We start from the raw sequence: 18,428 nt of genomic DNA on the forward strand, positions 1-18,428 counted from the left end.
TTCGCCGTCATGCGTGGTCTTTCGTCGACGCGGAATCCGCAGACCCATCGGATCGGTTACGAGACAATCCTTTCGCTGTTCGAAGGTGGCGGCGCGGTCGCGGAGATGGCCGGTTTCGACCGCGCATATCTTTCGGCGCTCTACAGCGGCAGCAACGGATTTACTTTCGATCAGAAGACGCGGCAGATCGCTCAAAAGGTAGCGGCGGAAGCCGAGTAGTTGGGGAGTTCCGTTTTCGGCGGGTTGAACCCACGGCGACGTTTCTGACATTCAACCACTCAGAACGCGACGCCCGAAAGCTGCCACGCCGCCATCAATTCGCTCCCAACTACCCCTCACTCCATCAACAAGATCGAGATCCTCCGATTTCGTGGGTCGGCGGGGTCCGCGGTGACCAGCAGCTCCCGGTCTGCGACGCCTTCAATGCGGCGGAAGCGGGATTGGGGGGTACCGTAGCGCATCAGGGCTTGGCGGGTCGCTTCCGCGCGACCGGTTGAAAGCGACCAGTTGTTCGCCACTACGCCCGCTCGCCACGGCAGCGCGTCGGTGTGTCCGCGCACCGCGAGTGGGGCGGTATCTCCGGCAATGCTTTCCGCGATCACCCGCAGCAATTCCTGAGCGTCGGGCACTAGCACAGTGGTGCCGAGCGCAAACATCGAGAAATCGGCGTTGTCGACTAGGTCAATCCGGATGCCTTCGGGCGTCTGCATCACCCGCACCTGGTTGGCGAGTCGTGCGGCGCGCCGGGACGCTGCCAGTTTGCGGGCGATTTCCTCGCGCAGGGATTTGACACGCGCAATCGCCTTGCTGTCCGGCATAGCGCCTTCTTTGGCGCCGCCCGAGGTGTCGCGCGGGATGGTCAGGGACTGGGTGCCGGTCTGCCCGGCGGCGTGGGGATAATTGTCGACATCGACGAGCGAACTGCCGGTGAGCAGCCCGTCCGATCCGGCGCTGTTTTCGCGGTACTGGACCAGCGTGGGGGTGAAGTAGTCGGCCAGCCCCTTCCGCTGCGTCTCGTCCGTCGCGCCGAGCAGCCACAGCATCAGGAAGAACGCCATCATCGCGGTCACGAAATCGGCATAGGCGACCTTCCAAGCGCCGCCGTGATGGCCCGCGGCGACTATGGTGATCTTCTTGACGATGATCGGACGGACGGGTTCCGCAGCTGGCGCCGGTGCGGATTGGGCCAGGGCGGCGGCCATGCTATTTGCCCTTGAGCAAATCGAGCAATTCGATCAGCGCGGGGCGGACCGCTTCGGGCAGTCCGGACCTTGCGCTTTCGACCGCGAGCGCGTGGGGATAGCCGTTGAGCGAGGCGATCATCACCTGTTTGACCGAGTGGAAGATCTGGCTGTCCTGCGTGTTGATCTGCTTCAGCCGTCCGGCCAGCGGGCCGACGATGCCGTAAGCGAGCAGCACGCCGAGGAAGGTTCCGACCAGCGCCGAACCGATCATGCCGCCCAGCACCGATGGCGGCTGGTCGATCGAACCCATGGTCTTGACGATACCCAGTACCGCGGCGACGATACCCAGCGCAGGCAGCGCGTCGGCCAGGTTCTGCAGTGCGTGGGCGGGTTCGTCCATGTCGTGGAGATGGGTCTTGATCGCGTTGTCCATCACTTCCTCGACCGCGTGGTTTTCCATCGACCCGGAGGAAACGACCAGCAAGGTCAGGGTGTCGGTGATCAGGCTGAGCAGTTGTTGCCGCGCCAAAATACGCGGATATTCGGCGAAGATGGCCGATTCCTGCGGCTGCATCACGTGCCCTTCCAGCGCGACCGGGCCTTCAGTCTTGAGCATCTTCATCAGCTTGCTGGTCACCGCAATCGCGTCGATATGGTCCTGCCGGGTGAAGCCGGGGCCCTTGAACACGCGGGCGAAACCGCCGCCGATGGCTTTGAGTTCATGCACCGAATTGCCCGCCACCGTCGCGCCGATGGCGGCGCCGCCGATGATCAGCATCTCGTGCGGCAAGGCGTGCATCACTGGCCCCAGCGCCCCGCCCGTCAAGGCAAAGCCGCCGAAAACCAGCACCAGCAGGATCACGATTCCAATCGCCTGTACCACGGTAAATTTCCTTTTGAGCGATCAGATCGAATTGAACAGGCTGAGCTGACCGATGCGGACAAAGCCCGCCTGGCTGGCTTCGAGAACGGTGAGCGTTTGCTGCAGATTGCTGATGGTGGTCGCGAGATCGACGCCGCCTTGGCTGGTCGCCTCCTGGGCGCGCGCTTCGGAATTGTCGGCGTGGCGGACCTGCACGGTCTCGATCCACGCCACCCGGACGCCGATAGCGGTTTGCGCGCGGGTGAGTACCTCGAGGCCCTCGTCGAACCCGCCGAGGGAGGCACGCGCCGCCGCCGCGCCGTCCAGTGCGGTGTCCTGCAGCGTATCGGCGAGACCCTTGATGAAAGCCAGCATGTCGGTGGAGACGCCGCCGTTGGCAAAGCCGAGCGCTTCGGGCCCGGTAATGCCGGCGGTGACGGTGAGCCCTTCGCCGAGCGCGAGGGTGCTTGCCGCGCCGGTGCCGGTATAGGCCGCGTTGCCCGCCGCGTCGGCGACATAGGCCGGGCCGTCGCCCTGTCCCGCGAACAGCGCGTTTCCGCCGATCCCGCGAATGTTGATCGTCCCGAGCAGGCTTTCCTGGATCGCGGCGAGTTCCACGCCGACGATCGCCCGCTGGTCCGGCGAAAGGCTGCCGGTGCCTGCATAGACGGCCAGTTCCCGGGCGCGGGCGAAATCGTTCGCGATTGTCTGCAGCGCGCCGTCCGCCAGTTGCAGATCACTGCTGGCGCGGGCGGCGTTGGCGCTATCCACCTCGGCCAGCCGGTCCATCCGGGACAGCCGCCGCAGGCTCGCCGCCGCCACCGGATCGTCTGACGCGGCGGACAGGCGCTCGCCGGTGGAAATCTGCGCCTGCAGCCCTTCCGCATTGCGGCGCAGCCCGGCCATCTGGTCGACCGATCGCTGGTAGAAACCGGCGGTGCTGTTGATGCTGCTGTCCATGGCGTTACCTTATCGACAGGATGGAATCGAAGATGTCGGCGGCGGTCTGGATCACCCGGCCCGACGCCTGGAACGCCTGCTGGTAGCGGATCAGATTGGCCGCCTCGTTGTCGAGATCGACCGCCGTTTCGCTGGCGAGCTGGCTCGCCGCGCTGCCCGCGATGGTCGCGAGCGCGTCGCGCGTGATCCCGCGGCTGCTGATCTCGCTCGACAGCGCGAACAGGACATTGTCCATTGCGGAGGTCGGGCCGCCATTGGCAAGGCTGGCTTGCAAGGCGGTGAGGTTGGCAATGTTGCGGCTGTTGGGCGCGCTGCCAGCGGGAGCGGTGGCAATACCAGCGCCGCTGCTCATGATGACTGCGATATCGCCCGCGCCCGTGCCGGAAAACATCGACTGTCCGGTGGTGCCATCGGGCGCGGCGCCGCTTGCCTGCGCGGCGTTGACCCGCGCGATGACGTCGGCGGCGACGGTATCGAGTTCTCCGCGCAGCGTGCCGAGCCGGTCCAGCAATTGCGCCTGACCCGCCAGCGATCCCGCGCCGGGAGAGACGGGATTGCCGCCCAGCGTGAAACTGATCGTGCCCGCGGGCTCCACAGTCATGGCGAGCGTATCGCTGGCTTCCCCGCTGACCATCAGCGGCCCGGCGCTGCCGCCCAGCCGCACGGTGGCGCGCCCCGCGGCGTCGAATTCGGTGGTGATCCCGGTGCGCGCGGACAGATCGGCCAGCAAGCTGTCTCGCTGGTCGAGCAGCGCGGCCTTGCTGACGCTGCCATCCTGCGCCCGGGCGAGGCCGCTGTTGGTGCGGGCAATCTCGGCGGTCAGGACATTGACGCGCGCGACATCGTCCGCCGCGGCAAAGCGGGCCTGATCCGCCGCGCTGTCCAGCCCCTGCGCGGCAAGCGAAAAACTGCTGGCGAGGGTGCCCGCGTTTTCCAATAATTGCGTGCGGAGCGGAGCGCTGAGCGGATCGGCGGCGAGCGCGGAAAGTCCGGCCTCGAATTCCACCAGCGCAGGGTAAACCCCGGCCTGTTCGAGCGAGGTTTCGGCCGCCTTGAGGCCCGCAAGCTGCACATCGGCGCGGGCAAGATCGCTGCCGGTGCGGCGGGCTTCGACTTGCAGGAAGGTGGAGGTGCTCCGCCCGATGCCCTCGACCCGGACGCCCGACAGCCGTGCATCGCCCATCCGGCCGATTCCGCCTGTTGCGGTCACTTCGGCCAGTTCAATTGTCCGCCGCGAGTAGGCGGGGTTGTTGGCATTGGCGATGTTCTGCGCCGTCACCGACAGGGCGGAACGCGCCGCGTTGGCGCCGGTCTGGCCGATGTTGATGAGATCGGTCGCCACGGCCTAGCCCCCCGGCTTCATGCGGGCGGACAATTGCGCCTCGATCAGTTTCGCGAAGCCGAACGCGCCGCTTTGCGAAGCGATCTCGGCGAGGTTCTCGTCCTGCATCGCGTTGAACTGTTCGAGGCCGGGCCCGCCGAACAGCGGTTCTTCGCCACCGAATTCGGTCGCCCGCGCGGCGCTAAGGAACTGACGGATGAAGATCGCCTCGAATTTCTGCGCGGCGGCTTTCAATTCCTTGGGCGAATTGATCGCGTCCGGCGCCAGCTCGGTCGGCGCGGGTTTGATCGCCAGTCCGGCGGGCAGGGTGATAGGAGGAAGGGTCACGCCCATTACAGCACGACCATTTCGGCCTGCAGCGCGCCCGCCTGTTTCAACGCTTCGAGGATTACCACCAGGTCGGCAGCGCCCACGCCCAGGCGGTTCAGCGCATCGACGATTTCGGACAAATTGGCGCCGCCGTTCATCACGCTGACGCGGCTGCCCTGGTCCTCGACCGAGAGTTCGCTCGATTGCTCGACGGCGGTCCGGCCGTCCGAAAACGGCGCGGGCTGGATTATGCGGGGGCTTTCCTCGATCCGCACGATCAGCTTGCCGTGGCTGATCGCGGCAGGCGCGAGCCGGACGGCCTGGTTGATCACCACCGTGCCGGTGCGGCTGTTGACGATGACGCGCGCGGGGGTTTCCGCCGGGGTTATCTCGATCATCTCGATCCCGGCCATCATTGAAGACCGCTGGTCCGCGCCCGCGGGCATCACCAGTTCCAGCGTCACCCCGTCGACGATGGTCGCGGCGAAGGGATAGCGTTTGTTGATCGCATCGCGCAGCCGCTGGGCGGTCAGGAAATCGGAATTGTGGAGGTTGAATCGAAGCGTGCCTTCGTCGGTGAAGCCGGTCGATACCGCGCGCTCCACCGAAGCGCCGTCGGCGATTCGCCCGACGGTGGCGATGTTGACGGACAGCTGCGAACCGTCACGGCCCGAAACGCCCAGTCCGCCGACCGCAATATTGCCTTGCGCCATCGCGTAAACCTGGCCGTCCGCGCCGTAGAGCGGGGCGAGGATCAACGCTCCGCCGCGCAGGGACTTGGCCTTGCCCATGGTCGACACGGTGATGTCGATCCGCTGGCCGGGCTTGGCGAAGGCAGGAAGTTCGGCTGTGATGATTACCGCGGCGGCATTTTTGAGCCCGGGGCTAACCCCGGCGGGCAGCGTCAGGCCGAGCCTGCCTGACACGCCTTTCATCGCCTCGGTCAGATAGGCGAGATTGTCGTCACCGGTGCCTTGGAGGCCCACCACCACGCCGTAGCCGGTCAGCTGGTTGGGCCGGACGCCCTGGAACGCGCCAAGATCGCGCATCCGTTCGGCTTGGGCGGTCACCGGCGCCATCAGCGCGGCGAGGATCAGGAACAGTCTGAGAAGATTTTTCATGCGCTCCGCTCCGGTCAAAAGGGGCTGACGGCGGAAAAGAACCGCGACAGCCAGCCCGGCTTGCTCGCCTGCTGCACCGCGCCCGCGCCGGAATAGATGATCCGGCTGTCCGCGACTTGCGACGACAGGACCCGGTTATCGACGTCGATGTCGGCCAGCCGGATGATCCCGGAAAACTGGACCCATTCGCGCCCCTGGCTCAATGTCATCAGCTTTTCTCCATGGACCAACGCGGTCCCGTTCGGACGGACTTCGGCAATCGTCACCGCAACCGCGCCGTTCAGCGAACTGGTCTGGGCCGCATTGCCTTTCCCGGAGAACGACCCGCCGGCCCCGGCATTAAGGGCCGCTGGGTTGAGGAACGAGAGCGGCCCGGCGGATGGCGGGGTGATCGAGGCCGAACCGGCGCGGTTGGTGCTGCCGGTGGCAGATTTTGTAGTGGTGGTGCTTTCGATCAGCAGGATGGTCAGCGCGTCGCCCACTTTGCGCGCGCGGGTGCCCTCGTGATAACCGGCAAAGCCTTCGTTGATGCGGAAGATCGCGCCGTCGCTGGCGGCGATTTTCTGCACCACCGGGGGCGGCGGCAAAGCGGCCTGGAAGCCGACTTCGGGCTGGCCGCCGCCGACACAGGATGCCAACGGCAAGCCGAGCGCAAGGAATGTGAGCGAATGGAAATGCTTCATGGCGTGTCTCCGGATCACAGCGTCTGGTTCGCGTTGCGGAGCATTTCGTCGACCGCGCTGATCATCTTGGAATTGATTTCATAGGACCGCTGGGCCTCGATCATCTCGACCAGCTCCTCGACCACGTTGACGTTGGACGCCTCCAGCATTCCCTGGCGGATGTTGCCGCGCCCGTCCTGGCCCGCGGGGCCGGTTTCGGCCGCGCCGCTGGCGGCAGTTTCCATCAGGAAGTTGTCGCCCGTGGCGCGTAATCCGTTCGGATTGGCAAAACTGGCGATGGTCAGCTGGCCCAGTTCGGCGGGGGCGGCTTCACCCTCTAGAATGGCGGACACGGTGCCATCGGGCGCGACGCTGACGGATGTCGCCCCTTGCGGAACGGCGATCTGCGGCTGGACGGCGTAGCCCTGCGATGTGACCAGATTGCCCTCCGCCGACAGGGTGAAATTGCCGGCGCGGGTGTAACCGGTGCCGCCGCCGGGCATCTCGACCGCGAAGAAGCCAGCGCCGTCCAGCGCCATGTCGAGCGCGTTGCCGGTGGTGTTCAGCGTACCCTGTGTGCCGATCCGGCTGGTGCCCTGCACGGCCACGCCGGTTCCGAGGTTAAGGCCAACGGCATAGGCGGTTTCGCTGGTCGATTGCTGGCCGGCGACACGGGTGTCCTGATACGCCAGGGTGGCGAAATCGGCGCGGTCGCGCTTGTATCCGGTGGTGCCGATATTGGCGAGATTGTTGGCGATGACACGCATCCGCGTATCCTGCGCTTCCAGTCCGGTGCGGGCGACTTGCAAGGCTGATGTGGGCATGGCGTAATTCCTATATGGTTAGGGCGGATTAGCCGCGGAGCGACATCAGGCGTGAACCGGCCTGGTCGATTTCGCTAGCGGTGGAGAACAATTTGGCGCGCCGTTCGAAACCGCGCTGGACCTCGATCATGTCGACCAGCACTTCGGTGGTGTCGACGTTGGAACTCTCGAGCGCGCCTGCGGTGATGGTCGCTTCGGCATCGGCCGGCAGGATGCCGCCGCCGATCACCCGCAGGAAACCGTCGAGATCCTTGGCGATACCGCTGCCTTCGGCGCTGGCGAGCTTGATTTGGCCCACCGTTTCCGGCGGCGCTTCCGGCAGCGCGGGATCGGCGGCGAAGACCGATCCATCGGCGCCGATCGATAGGCTCCGTCCGGCGGGCACGGTAATCGGTCCCGCTTCGCCCATGACTGGAAGGCCGTCGCCGTTTTGCAGCAGGCCGCTGGCGCTGACCGACAAGTCGCCGCGGCGGGAATAGACTTCCTCGCCGTCGGCCGCTTGCAGGGTGATCAGGGCCGCGCCATTGATGGCGATGTCAAGCGGCTGCCCGGTGCGTATGGTGGTTCCGGCCCGCATGTCCGCGCCGTAAACACCGCCGCGGCTGACCGCGCGCGCTTCCAGCGAAGGGCCGACCAATGCCCGGGGATCGACCGTAAAGGTCTCTGCCCGAAATCCGGTCGTCTGCGCATTGGCGAGATTGCTGGCGGTCACCCGCTGGCGGGTCATGGCCGATTCCATCCCCGAAAAGGCGGTGTAGATCATGCGGTCCATGACGGTCAGGTCCGCAGGTTGATGATGGTCTGGGACAGTTGCGAGGCGGTGTCGATCGCCTTCGCGTTGGCCTGGAAGTTGCGCTGGGCGGAAATCAGTCCGACCATTTCTTCCGCTAAGTCGACATTGGAGCGTTCCAGTGATCCCGACAGGATATTGCCGTACTGGCCGACGCCCGGCAGGCCGAGATCGGGCGCGCCGGAGGTGCCGGTGGCTTCCCAGCTGGACGATCCGGTTTGCCGCAGGCCGGTCGGCGCGATGAAGCTGGCGAGGGCAAGGCGGCCAACCGTATCGACGGTGCCGTCGGTGTAAGCGGCGTTGAGACGGCCATCGGCTTCGACGGTGACGCCCGACAGCGCTGCGCCTGCGCCGTTGGCGGTCGGGATCAGCGCGTCGATGGTGGTGCCGGGATTGACTACCGCGCCGGCGGCATCGAGCTCGAAGACCTGTATCCGGTTGTTGAAACCATCCTGCAGATAGCCGGTCCCGTCGATCCCGAAAGACCCGTCACGGGTGTAGAGGGTCTTGCCGCTTTCGCCGTTGCGGGTGGCGAAGAAGCCGTCCCCGATGATCGAGAAATCCGTCGACGTGCCGGTCTGTTCGATCGCGCCGAGGCCGAAATCCTGCTTGATGCCGGACAATGTCGCGCCAATCCCGCGAACCTGGTTGGGCGCGGTGTTCGCGCCGCCCGCTACCAGGTCGGCGAATTCCGCCTTGCTCTTCTTGAACGCGGTGGTTTCGGCGTTGGCGATGTTGTGGGCGATTACGCCCAGGTCGGTCTGGGCGTTCTTGAGGCCCGAAAGCGAGGTGTAAAAGGACATCGTATCTACTCCTTGGAAAAATTCAGGGTGTGGGAAGTGTCTGTGCGGCGATCAGCGCGTCGAGCTTGTCGGAAATCTGCTGCAGCGTGTCGTTGGACTTGGTCGCGCTGGCCAAGCTAGTGAACTGCGCCATCTGGGCCAGCATCTGCGAATTATCGACCGGCTCGAAAGGGTCCTGCTGCTGCAGCTGGACGGTCAGCAGGCGCAGGAAATCCCCTTCGCCCAGTTCGCTCAGAGAATTGGCGGTGACGGCACCCTGCCGCACGGCAGCCGGGGCGAAAGTACTTATGACGGACGTATCGGGCATTATTTGCTCCTCATGGTTTCGAGCATCAGTTGCTTGGCGGTCTGGATCGCCTCGACCAGGTTCTGGTACTGGCGGCTGCTTTCCATGATCTCGACCATCTCGGCGGTTTCGTTGACCGGGCTGTCCCACACATCGCCGTTGGCATCGGCAAGCGGATGATCGGGCGCATGGCGGCGGATCGGGGCGGTGTTTTCGCGCATCATCCGGTCCACGCGGACAGTAGAGAGGCCGGAGCTTGCGTCCGTTTCCGCGCTGAACACGGGGCGCACGGGCCGGTAGACGGCGCTTTCGCTGCCCGCCACGGCACCCGCATTGGCGAGGTTGGACGCGGCGGCGTTCATCCGCACGAGCTGGGCCGACATGCCGCGCTGGGCAACGGTGAACAGGTTCATAGGCTGCGCCATGATCATTCGCCCCGCAATGCGCGGGTGATCCGCTCGGCACGGCCCTGGACGAAGGACAGGGTGGCGGAATAGGCGACGGCGTTTTCGGCAAAGGCCATCTGTTCGTTGGCAAGTTCGACCGTGTTGCCATCCAGCGAGGGCATCACCGGCACGCGGTAACGGGTCGCCCCGGCCACGGCGTTGCCGCTATCCGCGCCCTGCATCCGGGCACCGAGCGCAGCGGCGAAATCAATGTCGCGCGCCTTGTATCCAGGCGTCGCGGCGTTCGCGATGTTGGACGTCAGCAGCCCCATGCGCTGCGAACGCAGTTCCAGCGCCGCACCGTGAATTCCGAAGATCGAACCAGCCATCTGCAAATCCTTTTGCGTGAAGTCAGTGCCGGATGATCAGCAAGGGCCGTGCCAGTTGCGATTTCGCTTAGGCTTTACGCGTGGGCACCGGGTCCAGGCGGCAAAATGCTGCCGCATGCGGCAATTCGCCGCCTGCCGGACTGAAACCCGGTGCCAGGAGGTCGTTCTGATCACCAGGAACAGGAGTGACCGGCGATGGATCTGACAGTGTTGTGGAATGCGGAAGGCGCGGCGGTGGTGTTCGGCGGAACCGCGCTCGCCACGATGCTGCGGTCCGGCGGGGGCGAACTTCGTGCGGCGCTGGTATCGATCGCGACCCTGGGCCGCTCGCCGTTCGATTATTCGGCGGCGCGGGCGCAGATCGCCGGGCAGGTCGAGGAAATTCGCCACGACGGGATCCTGTGCGCCGGGCCAAACAGCTCTTCCGACGAGGAGATCGCCGACGCAACCGCGGCGCTGATCCGGCACCGTTCGATCGGCGCGGCGCTGGCCACGCACGAGGATTACAAATCCGCCCGTATGGACCAGCGTATCAAGGCGCTGCGGGTGCTGGAACAGGCGAGCGAGCTTGCGCCGATCGCGGGCCTTGCAGGGACCTTGCTCGCGCTGGCCCAATTGCCGGCAGACGGGCTGGCGCGCAGCGGCATGATGGGCGTCGTCGCGATGGCGGTGGTCAGCACGTTCTATGGCCTGCTGCTGGCGCACCTGATGATCCAGCCGCTGGCCCGCTGGGTCGAACGGCGCGCCGATGCGGAGGAAGCCGAGCGCCAGCACCTGATCGACTGGCTGGCGGCGCAGGTCGGCCCGTATTGCCCACCGGTCAGGCGCATCGAGCGGATTTCCGCATGATCCTGCGTCAGGTCCATGGGTGGCAGGTGCTGCTGGCGGATCTTTCGCTGATCCTGTTCATCACTGCTGCCGCCACGATCAGCCAGCCGGGCACCGAAGCCGCGCCGGACCGGCTTGCGCAGCAAACCATCCGGTTCAGCCCCGGCGGCGACACCTTGCCCGCCGCGGTCTACCGCGTCGAAACCGGTGACGGCCCAGACGATCTGCGCGCATGGATTTCCGCCTATTCCCCCGATCCGCGCGAGAGCCTGGACATCACCATCGGCTATCACCCTCACCGGTTCGACGCGGCGGCGGACCGCGCGCGGGTGCTGATGAGGCAGGCGCAGGAGGGCGGACAGGAACCGCGGATTACCTTTGAGGCGGACCAGGGCGAGGGCATCACCGCATCGTTCGGTTTCAGCGGCAACACCGTAGTGGCACGGAAATTGCTGAACACTCCGTGATCCGCAACGGATGATGGAGTTTACCATGCGCCTTCCCCTAACGCTTGCTGCCGTCATGGCGCTCGTCGCAATGCCTGCCGCCATCATAGCCCAATCCGCCGCCGCCCAATCCGCCGCCGCCCAATCCGAGGCTAGTGCTGACCTCGACCAGATCGACCGCGAGGTTGCCGCCTTTACCGGCGCAGCCATCGGCACTTCCGGCGGCGCCCGCGCTCCGGTCGATCGGCGGATGCGGCTGGCCCGCTGTGCCGCTGCCCTGCAATTGTCGCCCTACGGTATCCGCCAGGACAGCGTGTCCGTGCAATGTCCTGGCAGCTGGCGAATTTTCGTGCCGCTTTCCCGCGGAACCGAGCCCAGCGGCGGAGCAGACCTCGTTGGCCGCGGCGACCGTGTAAGCATTGTGCTCCAAGGGCGCGGCTTCTCGGTCACCCAGTCGGGCGAGGCGATGGAGGCTGGCGGGGAGGGCGACTGGATCCGGATCAAGCCGCCCGGCGCCAGCGAACCGATCCGCGCCAAGGTCGTCAGCCCGGGGCGGGTGACCATTCCGGCCGGGTAGGGAGTTTTCCCTGCGCCCTTAAACTTTCCGGAAAGCGGACGTTCTGCTGAACAGGAACAATAAGGACAGGGATTATGCCCGCCAACGAAATTTCTCGAATCCATGGTCTCTCTGCAGCACGTCCGGTGAGCCGCGAGACGCAGGGCACCAATGTGGCACCCAAGCGTACGGAACACGACGCCACGGATTCGTCAGCGGTGAAGGTCGAAACCGCGGGGGACGTGGATATCCGCCAGATTCCGGTCGATGCCGAACGGGTCGCGCTGATCCGCGGCGCCTTGCAGGACGGCACCTATCCGCTCCTTCCCGCTAAAACCGCCGACGCCATGATCGCGGCACGCATGCTGCTGGCGATCGAGGCATGACCGCCGCTTCGGCAGGCCAACCCTCGGGGGCAAGATTGGCAGACCAGCTACGGCAGATGGTTGCCGTGCTGCAGGCAGAGCGGCAAGCGCTTGCCGAAATGGACATCGACGCGCTGATGGTCAGCGCGATAGGCAAGCAAGGACTGTGCGACGACCTCCAACAGGCCGCCCCCACGGGTCTCGACCAGGAATGCGAGGGCCTGCTCCGCTCTGCCCGGCAGCTCAACGAAGTGAACCGCCGCGTGCGCAACCTGCTGGCGGTGAATGTCGCCGCACGGCTGGACGCACTGACGGGCTCCGCAGGGCTTTACCGGCGTCAGGCTGGCAGCCAGCATTTCGGGCGTCACCGCGCCTAAGCTGCCGATCTGGCACGGTAGTTGCAGAACTCGGTTCGTAACCAACCGAACGGACCCTGCACGTGAGCGACCCGCTACGACTTTCCACCACTAGTCCCTCGGGCCAGCCCCCGGCTGCAGCCGAGGCGCGCGCCCGCCAGGCGATTGCACGCGCAGCCAACCGGACCGGGGCCGACTTCGATTATTTGCTGGCCCAGGCAAAGCTGGAATCCAGCCTAGACCCGTCGGCGAAGGCGAGGACATCCAGCGCCAGCGGCTTGTACCAGTTCATCGATTCGACTTGGCTCCACACCCTCGACCGACACGGGGAGGGCTTGGGGCTGGGCGGTGCCGCCGCCGCTATCGACAGTGCCGGCGGACGCTCACGGGTGGCCGATCCGGCGCAGCGCGAGGCGATCATGGCGCTGCGATTCGACCCCGATGTTTCCGCGCTGATGGCCGGATCGCTGGCGAACGACAACCGCGCCGCCCTGTCCGGGGTGCTCGGCCGCGAACCCGATTCCGCCGAGCTGTACCTCGCGCATTTCCTCGGCGCTTCGGGAGCCGGCAAGTTCCTGGGCCAGCTTGGTGCCAATCCCGATATTTCCGCCGCTTCCATCCTGCCGAAGGCCGCCGCCGCCAATCGGGGCATTTTCTACGCACCCGGCGGTTCGGCGCGGTCGGTTGGCGGGGTGATGGATTTGATCCGGGAGAAGATGGCGGGCGCAATGGAAACTGGCGCTGCCAGTGCATCCTTCCAATCCGGCTCGTATCCGCTGGCCGCGAGGGGGTTTGGTTCCTTCCAGCCGGTAACGCAGCGTTCGATTTCGGCATCGGGCAGCGGAGCGGCAGCCCCGCTGTCGATGGCCGATACGCTAAAATCCACTTTTGCGGTGACCAGTGATTTGATGCCGGAACGGGCACGCGACCATGTGCGCGGTGCCTATGCGGCGCTGCGGGCCTTCAAGCTGTGACGGCTCCGGTCCCGGCCAGCGCGGGCTTCTCGCCCGCGACGCTGGCGCTTCCGGTCGGCATCATGATGCTGATCGTGCTGATGGTCCTGCCCATCCCGACGATGATGCTGGACGCTTTCTTCGTGCTCAACATCGCGCTTTCGGTGGCGATCCTGATGGCGGCAATGAACGCCGCCAAGCCGCTCGATTTCTCCTCCTTTCCTTCTGTGTTGCTGTTTGCCACGCTGCTGCGGCTGGCGCTGAATGTCGCGTCCACCCGGATCGTGCTGGTCAATGGCCACGAAGGCGACGCCGCGGCGGGACAGGTGATCGAGAGTTTCGGACGCTTCCTGATCGACGGGAATTTCGCGGTCGGCCTGTTCGTCTTCATCATCCTGCTGATCATCAACATGGTCGTGGTGACCAAGGGCGCCGGGCGGGTGTCGGAAGTGTCCGCGCGGTTCACGCTCGACGCGCTGCCGGGCAAGCAGATGGCGATCGACAGCGATATCGCCGCCGGGCTGATGACCGCCGAAGAAGCCAAGGCGCGGCGGACCGAAGTGTCGACCGAGGCCGATTTCTACGGTGCGATGGACGGCGCTTCCAAGTTCGTGAAGGGCGACGCGATTGCCGCATTGCTGATCCTGGGGATCAACATCATCGCCGGCTTCTCGCTCGGCATGATTAGTCACGGCCTGTCGATGGGGGAAGCAGCGGAACGCTATGTCACCCTGGCGGTGGGCGACGCGCTGGTGGCGCAAGTTCCGGCCTTACTGCTGTCCATCGCCGCCGCCGTGATCGTCACCCGCGTCGCGGACAAGAGCGATCTTACCGGCCATATCGGCGGCCAGTTTTCCGACCCGCGCAGCTGGCTGCCGGTGGCCATCGTGCTGGGCGCGATGGGGATGATCCCGGCCATGCCGCAAAGCATCTTCCTGCCCGCCGCCGCTCTCGCCGGATGGCTTACCTGGATATTGAAGCGCCGCCGGACACTCGCCGCGTTGCCGGCTCCGGTCGAAGCGGTGCGTTCGGCCGAGGCGATCTCCATCGAGGACGTCAGCGATCATACGCTGGTGACCATCGAATTGGGGTACGGCCTAGTGCATCTGGTCGACGAGAAGCGCGGAGCACCGCTGGTCGCGCGGGTGACCGGGGTGCGCAAGCAGCTATCGCTCGAATGCGGGTTCATCGTGCCGCAATTCCGGGTGCGCGATTCGCTCGACATCGCGCCCAACGATTATCGCATCGTGTTCGGCGGCGTGGTGATCGGCGGAGCGAGCCTGCAGCCGAACCGTCTCCTGGCCATCGATACCGGCGACGTCGGCCCGCACCACGGGCTGCGGGGCGATCCGGCGGTCGACCCGAGTTTTGGCTGCCCAGCGCTGTGGATCGACGCGAACGAGCGCGACAACGCGGTGGCTGAAGGGTTCCTGACAGTCGATCCCGGCACCGTAATCGCGACCCATCTCAACCACCTGCTCGGTCAGCGCAGCGAAATGCTGCTCGGCCCCGAGGAAGTGCGGGCGTTGCTGGATGCGCTGAAGGACAAGGCGCCGGGGCTGGTCGATGCGATCTATCCCGAACCGCTGAGTCTCTCGGCGCTGACCCGCTTGCTTCGCGCGCTGCTGGCGGACGGTATCGCGCTGACCCATCCGGTGCCGCTGTTTTCCAGCATCGCCGCGGGTTTGCAGCAGACGCAGGATATCAACCAGCTGATCGACCATATCCGGGTGGATCTCGGTGCCAGCATCGTCGCGAAGATTTGCGGTCCCACGGTACCGCTGCCGGTCATAACGCTCGATGCGCAGCTCGAAAGTTCGATCCTGCAGGGACTGCGCGATCCAGCGACGGGCCAGCCGCTGGTGGAACCCGACCTGGCGCAGATGATCGGGCAAGAAGTCAGCCGCCTGATGGCGGACCGGATGGTTGCTGGCGGCAATCCGGGGGCACTCGCCCTGATTGTCCAGCCGCCGGTACGCCGCGCGGTTGCCCGCCTGCTGTCCCAGCGCGCGCCGGACTGCATGGTCCTGTCGATCTCCGAATTGCCTGCGTCCCAGCCGATCGAGGTGATTGCCGTGATCGGCGTCGAGCCAGCCGCTCCCCTCCAGTCGGCAGAGATGCCCGGAAACCAGCCGAAGGAATTTGTGCCCTCATGAAACACGACCAATCCGTATTTTCACCCGCGGCCGCCTATTGCAGCCAGGCCGAGGTGGAGGACAAGGTCCGCCGATTCATGCCGATGGTCCGCAAGGCCGCCTGGCATATCCATGGCTCTGGCCGTGATGGGCTGGAGATTGACGACCTGCTGCAGGTTGGCCTGATCGCGCTGACTGAATGTGCCCGCCGCCACTCAGGCCCGACGGAGGATGGCTTTGCCGCCTACGCCAAGATGCGCGTGCGCGGGGCGATGGTGGATGTGCTGCGCAAGATGGCCCCGGAAACGCGCGGGTCGATGAAGCGGCGTCAGCGCCATGACGCTGCCCGCAGCCAATTCCAGGCACTGCATGGCCGCGAACCCGGCGCGGATGAACTCGCCGCAATTCTGGGAGTCGCCCAGTCCGATCTGGTGAAATACCTCGCCGAACCGATCCGCCTCGTGTCGATCGATGACGAGTATGACGAACACAGCCCGGCATTCGCGCAGGACGTTCCCAGCCCGTTCGAAGCGCTGGCGGAGAGAGAGCAAAGCGGCGAACTCGCCGATGTCCTGGCGACCTTGCCGGAGCGCCTGCAACTGGTTTTGCAGCTGTATTTTGTCGAGGAGCTGAACCTGGCGGAGATCGCCGCGGTGCTGGAAGTAAGCGTACCCCGGGTGCACCAGCTCAAGGCGGATGCGCTCAAGCGGGCGCGCGAAGGACTTGAAATGTGAACCTGAAACAACAAAATGTTCATCCAGTTGTAAAGGAACGATCATAAAAGCCCCGAAATGACGGTAACAGCAATCGTGCTCGCCGGGCGGCGAAGCGGGGTCCTCGACCCCCTTGCAGCCGACGCGGGCGTTCCACTCAAGTGTCTCGTTCCGGTCGGCGGGAAGCCGCTGATCGACCATGTCATCGCGGCACTGCTGTCGAGCCCGCCGATTACGTCGGTCAGGGTGGTGGCGGACGAGGCCGAACTGCTCCGATCGCACATCGCCGAAGCCTTCCCGGCCGCCAACATTCCGATCGAGGTGCTTCCGGCCGCGCATAATCTGGTCGACAGCATCGTCGCCGGTGCCGAGGGCGCAGCCTATCCGCTCCTGATCACCACCGCCGACAACGTCATGCTCACTCCGCAAAGCGTGGAGGAATTCGTCGCCGGAGCCGGCGGCCCTGGCCGAAACACCGGCGGTGTCGCGCTGGCGATGGCGCGGCGCGAAGCGGTGATGACCGCCCATCCGGAGGGGCAGCGCCGGTTCTACCGCTTCAGCGACGGCGAGTTCTCAAACTGCAACACCTATTGGATCGGATCGCGGGCCGCCCTGTCCGGCGCTGAAACCTTCCGCAGCGGCGGGCAGTTCATCAAATATCCCTCGCGCATTGCCAAGACCTTCGGTCTATGGAACCTGTTCAAGTTCTATTTCGGGCTTGGCAGCGTGCAGGCCTGTTTCGACGGCATCGGGCGAAAGCTCGGATTTCCGGTGCGGATGGTCGAACTCAGCGACGGGGCAATGGCAATCGATGTCGATAACGAACGTTCGCACCGCGTGACCGCGAAATTGCTCGAACAGAGGAACGCTGCCACCCTGGCAGGATGATGCGCCGGATTCTCGCAAATGCCGGGTGGCTGCTCGGCGGCAAGGGCGTCAACGCGGCGCTCAGCCTGGTTTACCTGGCGATCGCGACACGTGCGCTCGGGCTTGCGGAGTTCGGCCAGTTCACCCTGGTGGTCGCGTTGGCGCAGGCGCTGACGGGCATCGCCAGCTTCCAGACCTGGCTGTTCGTGGTTCGATGGGGCAACAGCGCGGCACAGAGCAGCGCGGAGGCGGCCCGCGATGTGATCGGTTTTGCGACCGCGCTCGACCTGATGAGCATGGTGCTCGGCATACTGATCGCCGCGGCGTTGGCTTTGTCCGCCCTGCACTGGGTTGGCCTGCCGGCGGATCTCGCGTGGCCCGCATTCCTGTTCTGCGCCGTTTCGATGCTTGCCATCCGGTCGACCCCAACGGGGATCCTGCGGCTGCATGATCGGTACGCCCGGGCGGCCAGCGCGGAGACCGCGATACCGATCACCCGCGCAATCGGGGCAGGACTGGCCGCGCTGTTCATGCCAACGATCCTCGGGTTCCTGCTGGCTTGGGCGGCGGCGGAACTGGCGGCGGCGCTGGCATGCTGGGCGGCCGCGGCGCGGTTCGGCCGGCCGCAGCTGTCGGCCATCAGTCTGACCCGGCTGCCGCGAAAGGAAGCCGGGGTGTGGCCGTTCGTGCTGTCGACCAATTTCACTTCCAGCACCAGCGTCGCGGGACGGCAGGTGTTGCTGCTGCTGGTTGGCGCGTTCGGCGGCGCGACCATGGCGGGAATTTACCGGGTCGCGGCGCAACTGGGGCTGGCGGTGCTGAAGTTGGGGCAGGCGGTCCTGCAGGCAATTTTCCCCGATCTCGTTCGGGCAGGTCCGCAGGACCATGTGCTGGCGGGACGGATCGCACGGGTGGCGGCGGTCACCGCGCTTGCAAGCATTGCTCTCGCCGTGGCGGGCGGGGAACTGCTCATCGCCGCAGTTGCCGGCCCGGAATTCTCTGCAGCCTATATTCCGATGATCATCCTGGCCGCGGCATCCGCCATCGAGTTGGTGGGCGCAACCTGGGACGCGCTGCTGGTGGCGCGGCAACGGGCCGGAGTGGTCCTTGCCCTGCGCGCCGTGCCGATGGCGGTGTCACTCGCGCTGGTGCCGTGGGCGATCGCCCTGGCGGGCGCACCGGGTGCGGCGGCGACGGCGCTGTTCGCCAGCACCTTGGCGGTAGGCGGGTTCTATATCTTCGTTCGCCAGATTTCCCGCCCGGCGGGGCCAGTCTAGACGCAGTTCAGCCG

The 18,428-nt window shown here is 65.7% G+C and carries 24 protein-coding genes; 11 read left to right on the forward strand and 13 right to left on the reverse strand.

What is annotated here, in order from left to right; translation table 11 throughout:
* On the forward strand, nt 1–219 hold a 219-nt coding region (locus GRI65_RS14420; protein ID WP_160757301.1), incomplete at its 5' end, for a hypothetical protein.
* A 116-nt stretch (nt 220–335) separates the two neighbouring features.
* Here GRI65_RS14420 and GRI65_RS14425 read toward each other — a convergent pair.
* From GRI65_RS14425 to flgB, 13 genes are read right to left on the reverse strand one after another with little or no spacing between them, the layout of a single operon-like run.
* Nucleotides 336–1,202, reverse strand: coding sequence for a flagellar motor protein MotB (locus GRI65_RS14425; protein ID WP_160757302.1), 867 nt, complete (start codon nt 1,200–1,202; stop codon nt 336–338).
* A gap of 1 nt (nt 1,203) precedes the next feature.
* A complete protein-coding gene (motA, locus tag GRI65_RS14430) occupies nt 1,204–2,067 on the reverse strand; it encodes a flagellar motor stator protein MotA (RefSeq protein ID WP_160757303.1) in 864 nt (287 codons plus the stop codon).
* A gap of 21 nt (nt 2,068–2,088) precedes the next feature.
* A complete protein-coding gene (locus GRI65_RS14435) occupies nt 2,089–3,006 on the reverse strand; it encodes a flagellin N-terminal helical domain-containing protein (protein WP_160757304.1) in 918 nt (305 codons plus the stop codon).
* Between the two features lie 4 nt (nt 3,007–3,010).
* A complete protein-coding gene (gene flgK, locus GRI65_RS14440; protein ID WP_160757305.1) occupies nt 3,011–4,348 on the reverse strand; it encodes a flagellar hook-associated protein FlgK in 1,338 nt (445 codons plus the stop codon).
* 3 nt (nt 4,349–4,351) lie between these two features.
* A complete protein-coding gene (locus tag GRI65_RS14445; protein ID WP_160757306.1) occupies nt 4,352–4,675 on the reverse strand; it encodes a rod-binding protein in 324 nt (107 codons plus the stop codon).
* 5 nt (nt 4,676–4,680) lie between these two features.
* Nucleotides 4,681–5,778 (reverse strand): flagellar basal body P-ring protein FlgI, encoded by a 1,098-nt coding sequence (locus GRI65_RS14450; RefSeq protein ID WP_160757307.1) that lies wholly within the window; start codon nt 5,776–5,778, stop codon nt 4,681–4,683.
* A gap of 14 nt (nt 5,779–5,792) precedes the next feature.
* Entirely contained in the window at nt 5,793–6,461 is a 669-nt protein-coding gene (locus GRI65_RS14455) for a flagellar basal body L-ring protein FlgH (RefSeq protein WP_160757308.1), read from the reverse strand.
* Nucleotides 6,462–6,475: 14 nt separating this feature from the next.
* The gene (gene flgG / locus GRI65_RS14460) at nt 6,476–7,264 is read right to left on the reverse strand and encodes a flagellar basal-body rod protein FlgG (protein WP_160757309.1); all 789 of its coding nucleotides are present in this window, start codon (nt 7,262–7,264) and stop codon (nt 6,476–6,478) included.
* A 28-nt stretch (nt 7,265–7,292) separates the two neighbouring features.
* Entirely contained in the window at nt 7,293–8,036 is a 744-nt protein-coding gene (locus GRI65_RS14465) for a flagellar basal body rod protein FlgF (protein ID WP_160757310.1), read from the reverse strand.
* A 5-nt stretch (nt 8,037–8,041) separates the two neighbouring features.
* Entirely contained in the window at nt 8,042–8,857 is an 816-nt protein-coding gene (locus GRI65_RS14470; protein ID WP_160757311.1) for a flagellar hook-basal body protein, read from the reverse strand.
* A 22-nt stretch (nt 8,858–8,879) separates the two neighbouring features.
* Entirely contained in the window at nt 8,880–9,164 is a 285-nt protein-coding gene (locus GRI65_RS14475; RefSeq protein WP_160757312.1) for a flagellar hook assembly protein FlgD, read from the reverse strand.
* Entirely contained in the window at nt 9,164–9,556 is a 393-nt protein-coding gene (gene flgC, locus GRI65_RS14480; RefSeq protein ID WP_232844202.1) for a flagellar basal body rod protein FlgC, read from the reverse strand. Before flgC ends, GRI65_RS14475 begins: the two co-directional genes overlap by 1 nt.
* 14 nt (nt 9,557–9,570) lie before the next feature.
* A complete protein-coding gene (gene flgB, locus GRI65_RS14485) occupies nt 9,571–9,918 on the reverse strand; it encodes a flagellar basal body rod protein FlgB (RefSeq protein ID WP_160757314.1) in 348 nt (115 codons plus the stop codon).
* Nucleotides 9,919–10,113: 195 nt separating this feature from the next.
* Between flgB and GRI65_RS14490 the strand changes: the two genes are divergently transcribed.
* The 10 genes from GRI65_RS14490 to GRI65_RS14535 all read left to right on the forward strand — a co-directional run bounded on the left by GRI65_RS14490 (nt 10,114) and on the right by GRI65_RS14535 (nt 18,414).
* On the forward strand, nt 10,114–10,767 hold the full coding sequence (locus GRI65_RS14490) for a MotA/TolQ/ExbB proton channel family protein (RefSeq protein ID WP_160757315.1): 654 nt from the start codon (nt 10,114–10,116) through the stop codon (nt 10,765–10,767).
* Complete coding sequence (locus GRI65_RS14495) at nt 10,764–11,213, forward strand: hypothetical protein (RefSeq protein ID WP_160757316.1); 450 nt, start codon at nt 10,764–10,766, stop codon at nt 11,211–11,213. The genes GRI65_RS14490 and GRI65_RS14495 overlap by 4 nt, the downstream gene beginning before the upstream one ends.
* Before the next feature lie 25 nt (nt 11,214–11,238).
* Nucleotides 11,239–11,769 carry a flagella basal body P-ring formation protein FlgA gene (locus GRI65_RS14500; RefSeq protein ID WP_232844203.1) on the forward strand — a complete coding sequence of 177 codons (531 nt, stop codon included), beginning with the start codon at nt 11,239–11,241 and terminating at the stop codon, nt 11,767–11,769.
* Nucleotides 11,770–11,843: 74 nt separating this feature from the next.
* On the forward strand, nt 11,844–12,134 hold the full coding sequence (locus GRI65_RS14505) for a flagellar biosynthesis anti-sigma factor FlgM (RefSeq protein WP_160757317.1): 291 nt from the start codon (nt 11,844–11,846) through the stop codon (nt 12,132–12,134).
* Entirely contained in the window at nt 12,131–12,490 is a 360-nt protein-coding gene (locus GRI65_RS14510; protein ID WP_232844204.1) for a flagellar protein FlgN, read from the forward strand. The genes GRI65_RS14505 and GRI65_RS14510 overlap by 4 nt, the downstream gene beginning before the upstream one ends.
* Nucleotides 12,491–12,552: 62 nt before the next feature.
* Nucleotides 12,553–13,443 (forward strand): lytic transglycosylase domain-containing protein, encoded by an 891-nt coding sequence (locus GRI65_RS14515; protein ID WP_202391362.1) that lies wholly within the window; start codon nt 12,553–12,555, stop codon nt 13,441–13,443.
* Nucleotides 13,444–13,505: 62 nt separating this feature from the next.
* On the forward strand, nt 13,506–15,578 hold the full coding sequence (locus GRI65_RS14520) for a flagellar biosynthesis protein FlhA (RefSeq protein WP_160757369.1): 2,073 nt from the start codon (nt 13,506–13,508) through the stop codon (nt 15,576–15,578).
* On the forward strand, nt 15,575–16,291 hold the full coding sequence (locus GRI65_RS14525) for a sigma-70 family RNA polymerase sigma factor (RefSeq protein WP_160757318.1): 717 nt from the start codon (nt 15,575–15,577) through the stop codon (nt 16,289–16,291). Before GRI65_RS14520 ends, GRI65_RS14525 begins: the two co-directional genes overlap by 4 nt.
* 57 nt (nt 16,292–16,348) lie before the next feature.
* Nucleotides 16,349–17,158 (forward strand): NTP transferase domain-containing protein, encoded by an 810-nt coding sequence (locus GRI65_RS14530; protein WP_160757319.1) that lies wholly within the window; start codon nt 16,349–16,351, stop codon nt 17,156–17,158.
* On the forward strand, nt 17,155–18,414 hold the full coding sequence (locus GRI65_RS14535; protein WP_160757320.1) for a lipopolysaccharide biosynthesis protein: 1,260 nt from the start codon (nt 17,155–17,157) through the stop codon (nt 18,412–18,414). The genes GRI65_RS14530 and GRI65_RS14535 overlap by 4 nt, the downstream gene beginning before the upstream one ends.
* Nucleotides 18,415–18,428 lie beyond the last annotated feature (14 nt).

This window comes from Allopontixanthobacter sediminis (assembly GCF_009828115.1).
GTDB lineage: Bacteria > Pseudomonadota > Alphaproteobacteria > Sphingomonadales > Sphingomonadaceae > Allopontixanthobacter > Allopontixanthobacter sediminis.

Coding starts and splice junctions, on each gene's coding strand:
- GRI65_RS14425 (WP_160757302.1), bottom strand. CDS start 1,202: ATGGCCGCCGCCCTGGCCCAATCCGCACCGGCGCCAGCTGCGGAACCC.
- GRI65_RS14435 (WP_160757304.1), bottom strand. CDS start 3,006: ATGGACAGCAGCATCAACAGCACCGCCGGTTTCTACCAGCGATCGGTC.
- GRI65_RS14450 (WP_160757307.1), bottom strand. CDS start 5,778: ATGAAAAATCTTCTCAGACTGTTCCTGATCCTCGCCGCGCTGATGGCG.
- GRI65_RS14455 (WP_160757308.1), bottom strand. CDS start 6,461: ATGAAGCATTTCCATTCGCTCACATTCCTTGCGCTCGGCTTGCCGTTG.
- flgG (WP_160757309.1), bottom strand. CDS start 7,264: ATGCCCACATCAGCCTTGCAAGTCGCCCGCACCGGACTGGAAGCGCAG.
- GRI65_RS14465 (WP_160757310.1), bottom strand. CDS start 8,036: ATGGACCGCATGATCTACACCGCCTTTTCGGGGATGGAATCGGCCATG.
- GRI65_RS14470 (WP_160757311.1), bottom strand. CDS start 8,857: ATGTCCTTTTACACCTCGCTTTCGGGCCTCAAGAACGCCCAGACCGAC.
- GRI65_RS14475 (WP_160757312.1), bottom strand. CDS start 9,164: ATGCCCGATACGTCCGTCATAAGTACTTTCGCCCCGGCTGCCGTGCGG.
- flgC (WP_232844202.1), bottom strand. CDS start 9,556: ATGAACCTGTTCACCGTTGCCCAGCGCGGCATGTCGGCCCAGCTCGTG.
- flgB (WP_160757314.1), bottom strand. CDS start 9,918: ATGGCTGGTTCGATCTTCGGAATTCACGGTGCGGCGCTGGAACTGCGT.
- GRI65_RS14490 (WP_160757315.1), top strand. CDS start 10,114: ATGGATCTGACAGTGTTGTGGAATGCGGAAGGCGCGGCGGTGGTGTTC.
- GRI65_RS14495 (WP_160757316.1), top strand. CDS start 10,764: ATGATCCTGCGTCAGGTCCATGGGTGGCAGGTGCTGCTGGCGGATCTT.
- GRI65_RS14500 (WP_232844203.1), top strand. CDS start 11,239: ATGCGCCTTCCCCTAACGCTTGCTGCCGTCATGGCGCTCGTCGCAATG.
- GRI65_RS14505 (WP_160757317.1), top strand. CDS start 11,844: ATGCCCGCCAACGAAATTTCTCGAATCCATGGTCTCTCTGCAGCACGT.
- GRI65_RS14510 (WP_232844204.1), top strand. CDS start 12,131: ATGACCGCCGCTTCGGCAGGCCAACCCTCGGGGGCAAGATTGGCAGAC.
- GRI65_RS14520 (WP_160757369.1), top strand. CDS start 13,506: ATGATGCTGATCGTGCTGATGGTCCTGCCCATCCCGACGATGATGCTG.
- GRI65_RS14525 (WP_160757318.1), top strand. CDS start 15,575: ATGAAACACGACCAATCCGTATTTTCACCCGCGGCCGCCTATTGCAGC.
- GRI65_RS14530 (WP_160757319.1), top strand. CDS start 16,349: ATGACGGTAACAGCAATCGTGCTCGCCGGGCGGCGAAGCGGGGTCCTC.
- GRI65_RS14535 (WP_160757320.1), top strand. CDS start 17,155: ATGATGCGCCGGATTCTCGCAAATGCCGGGTGGCTGCTCGGCGGCAAG.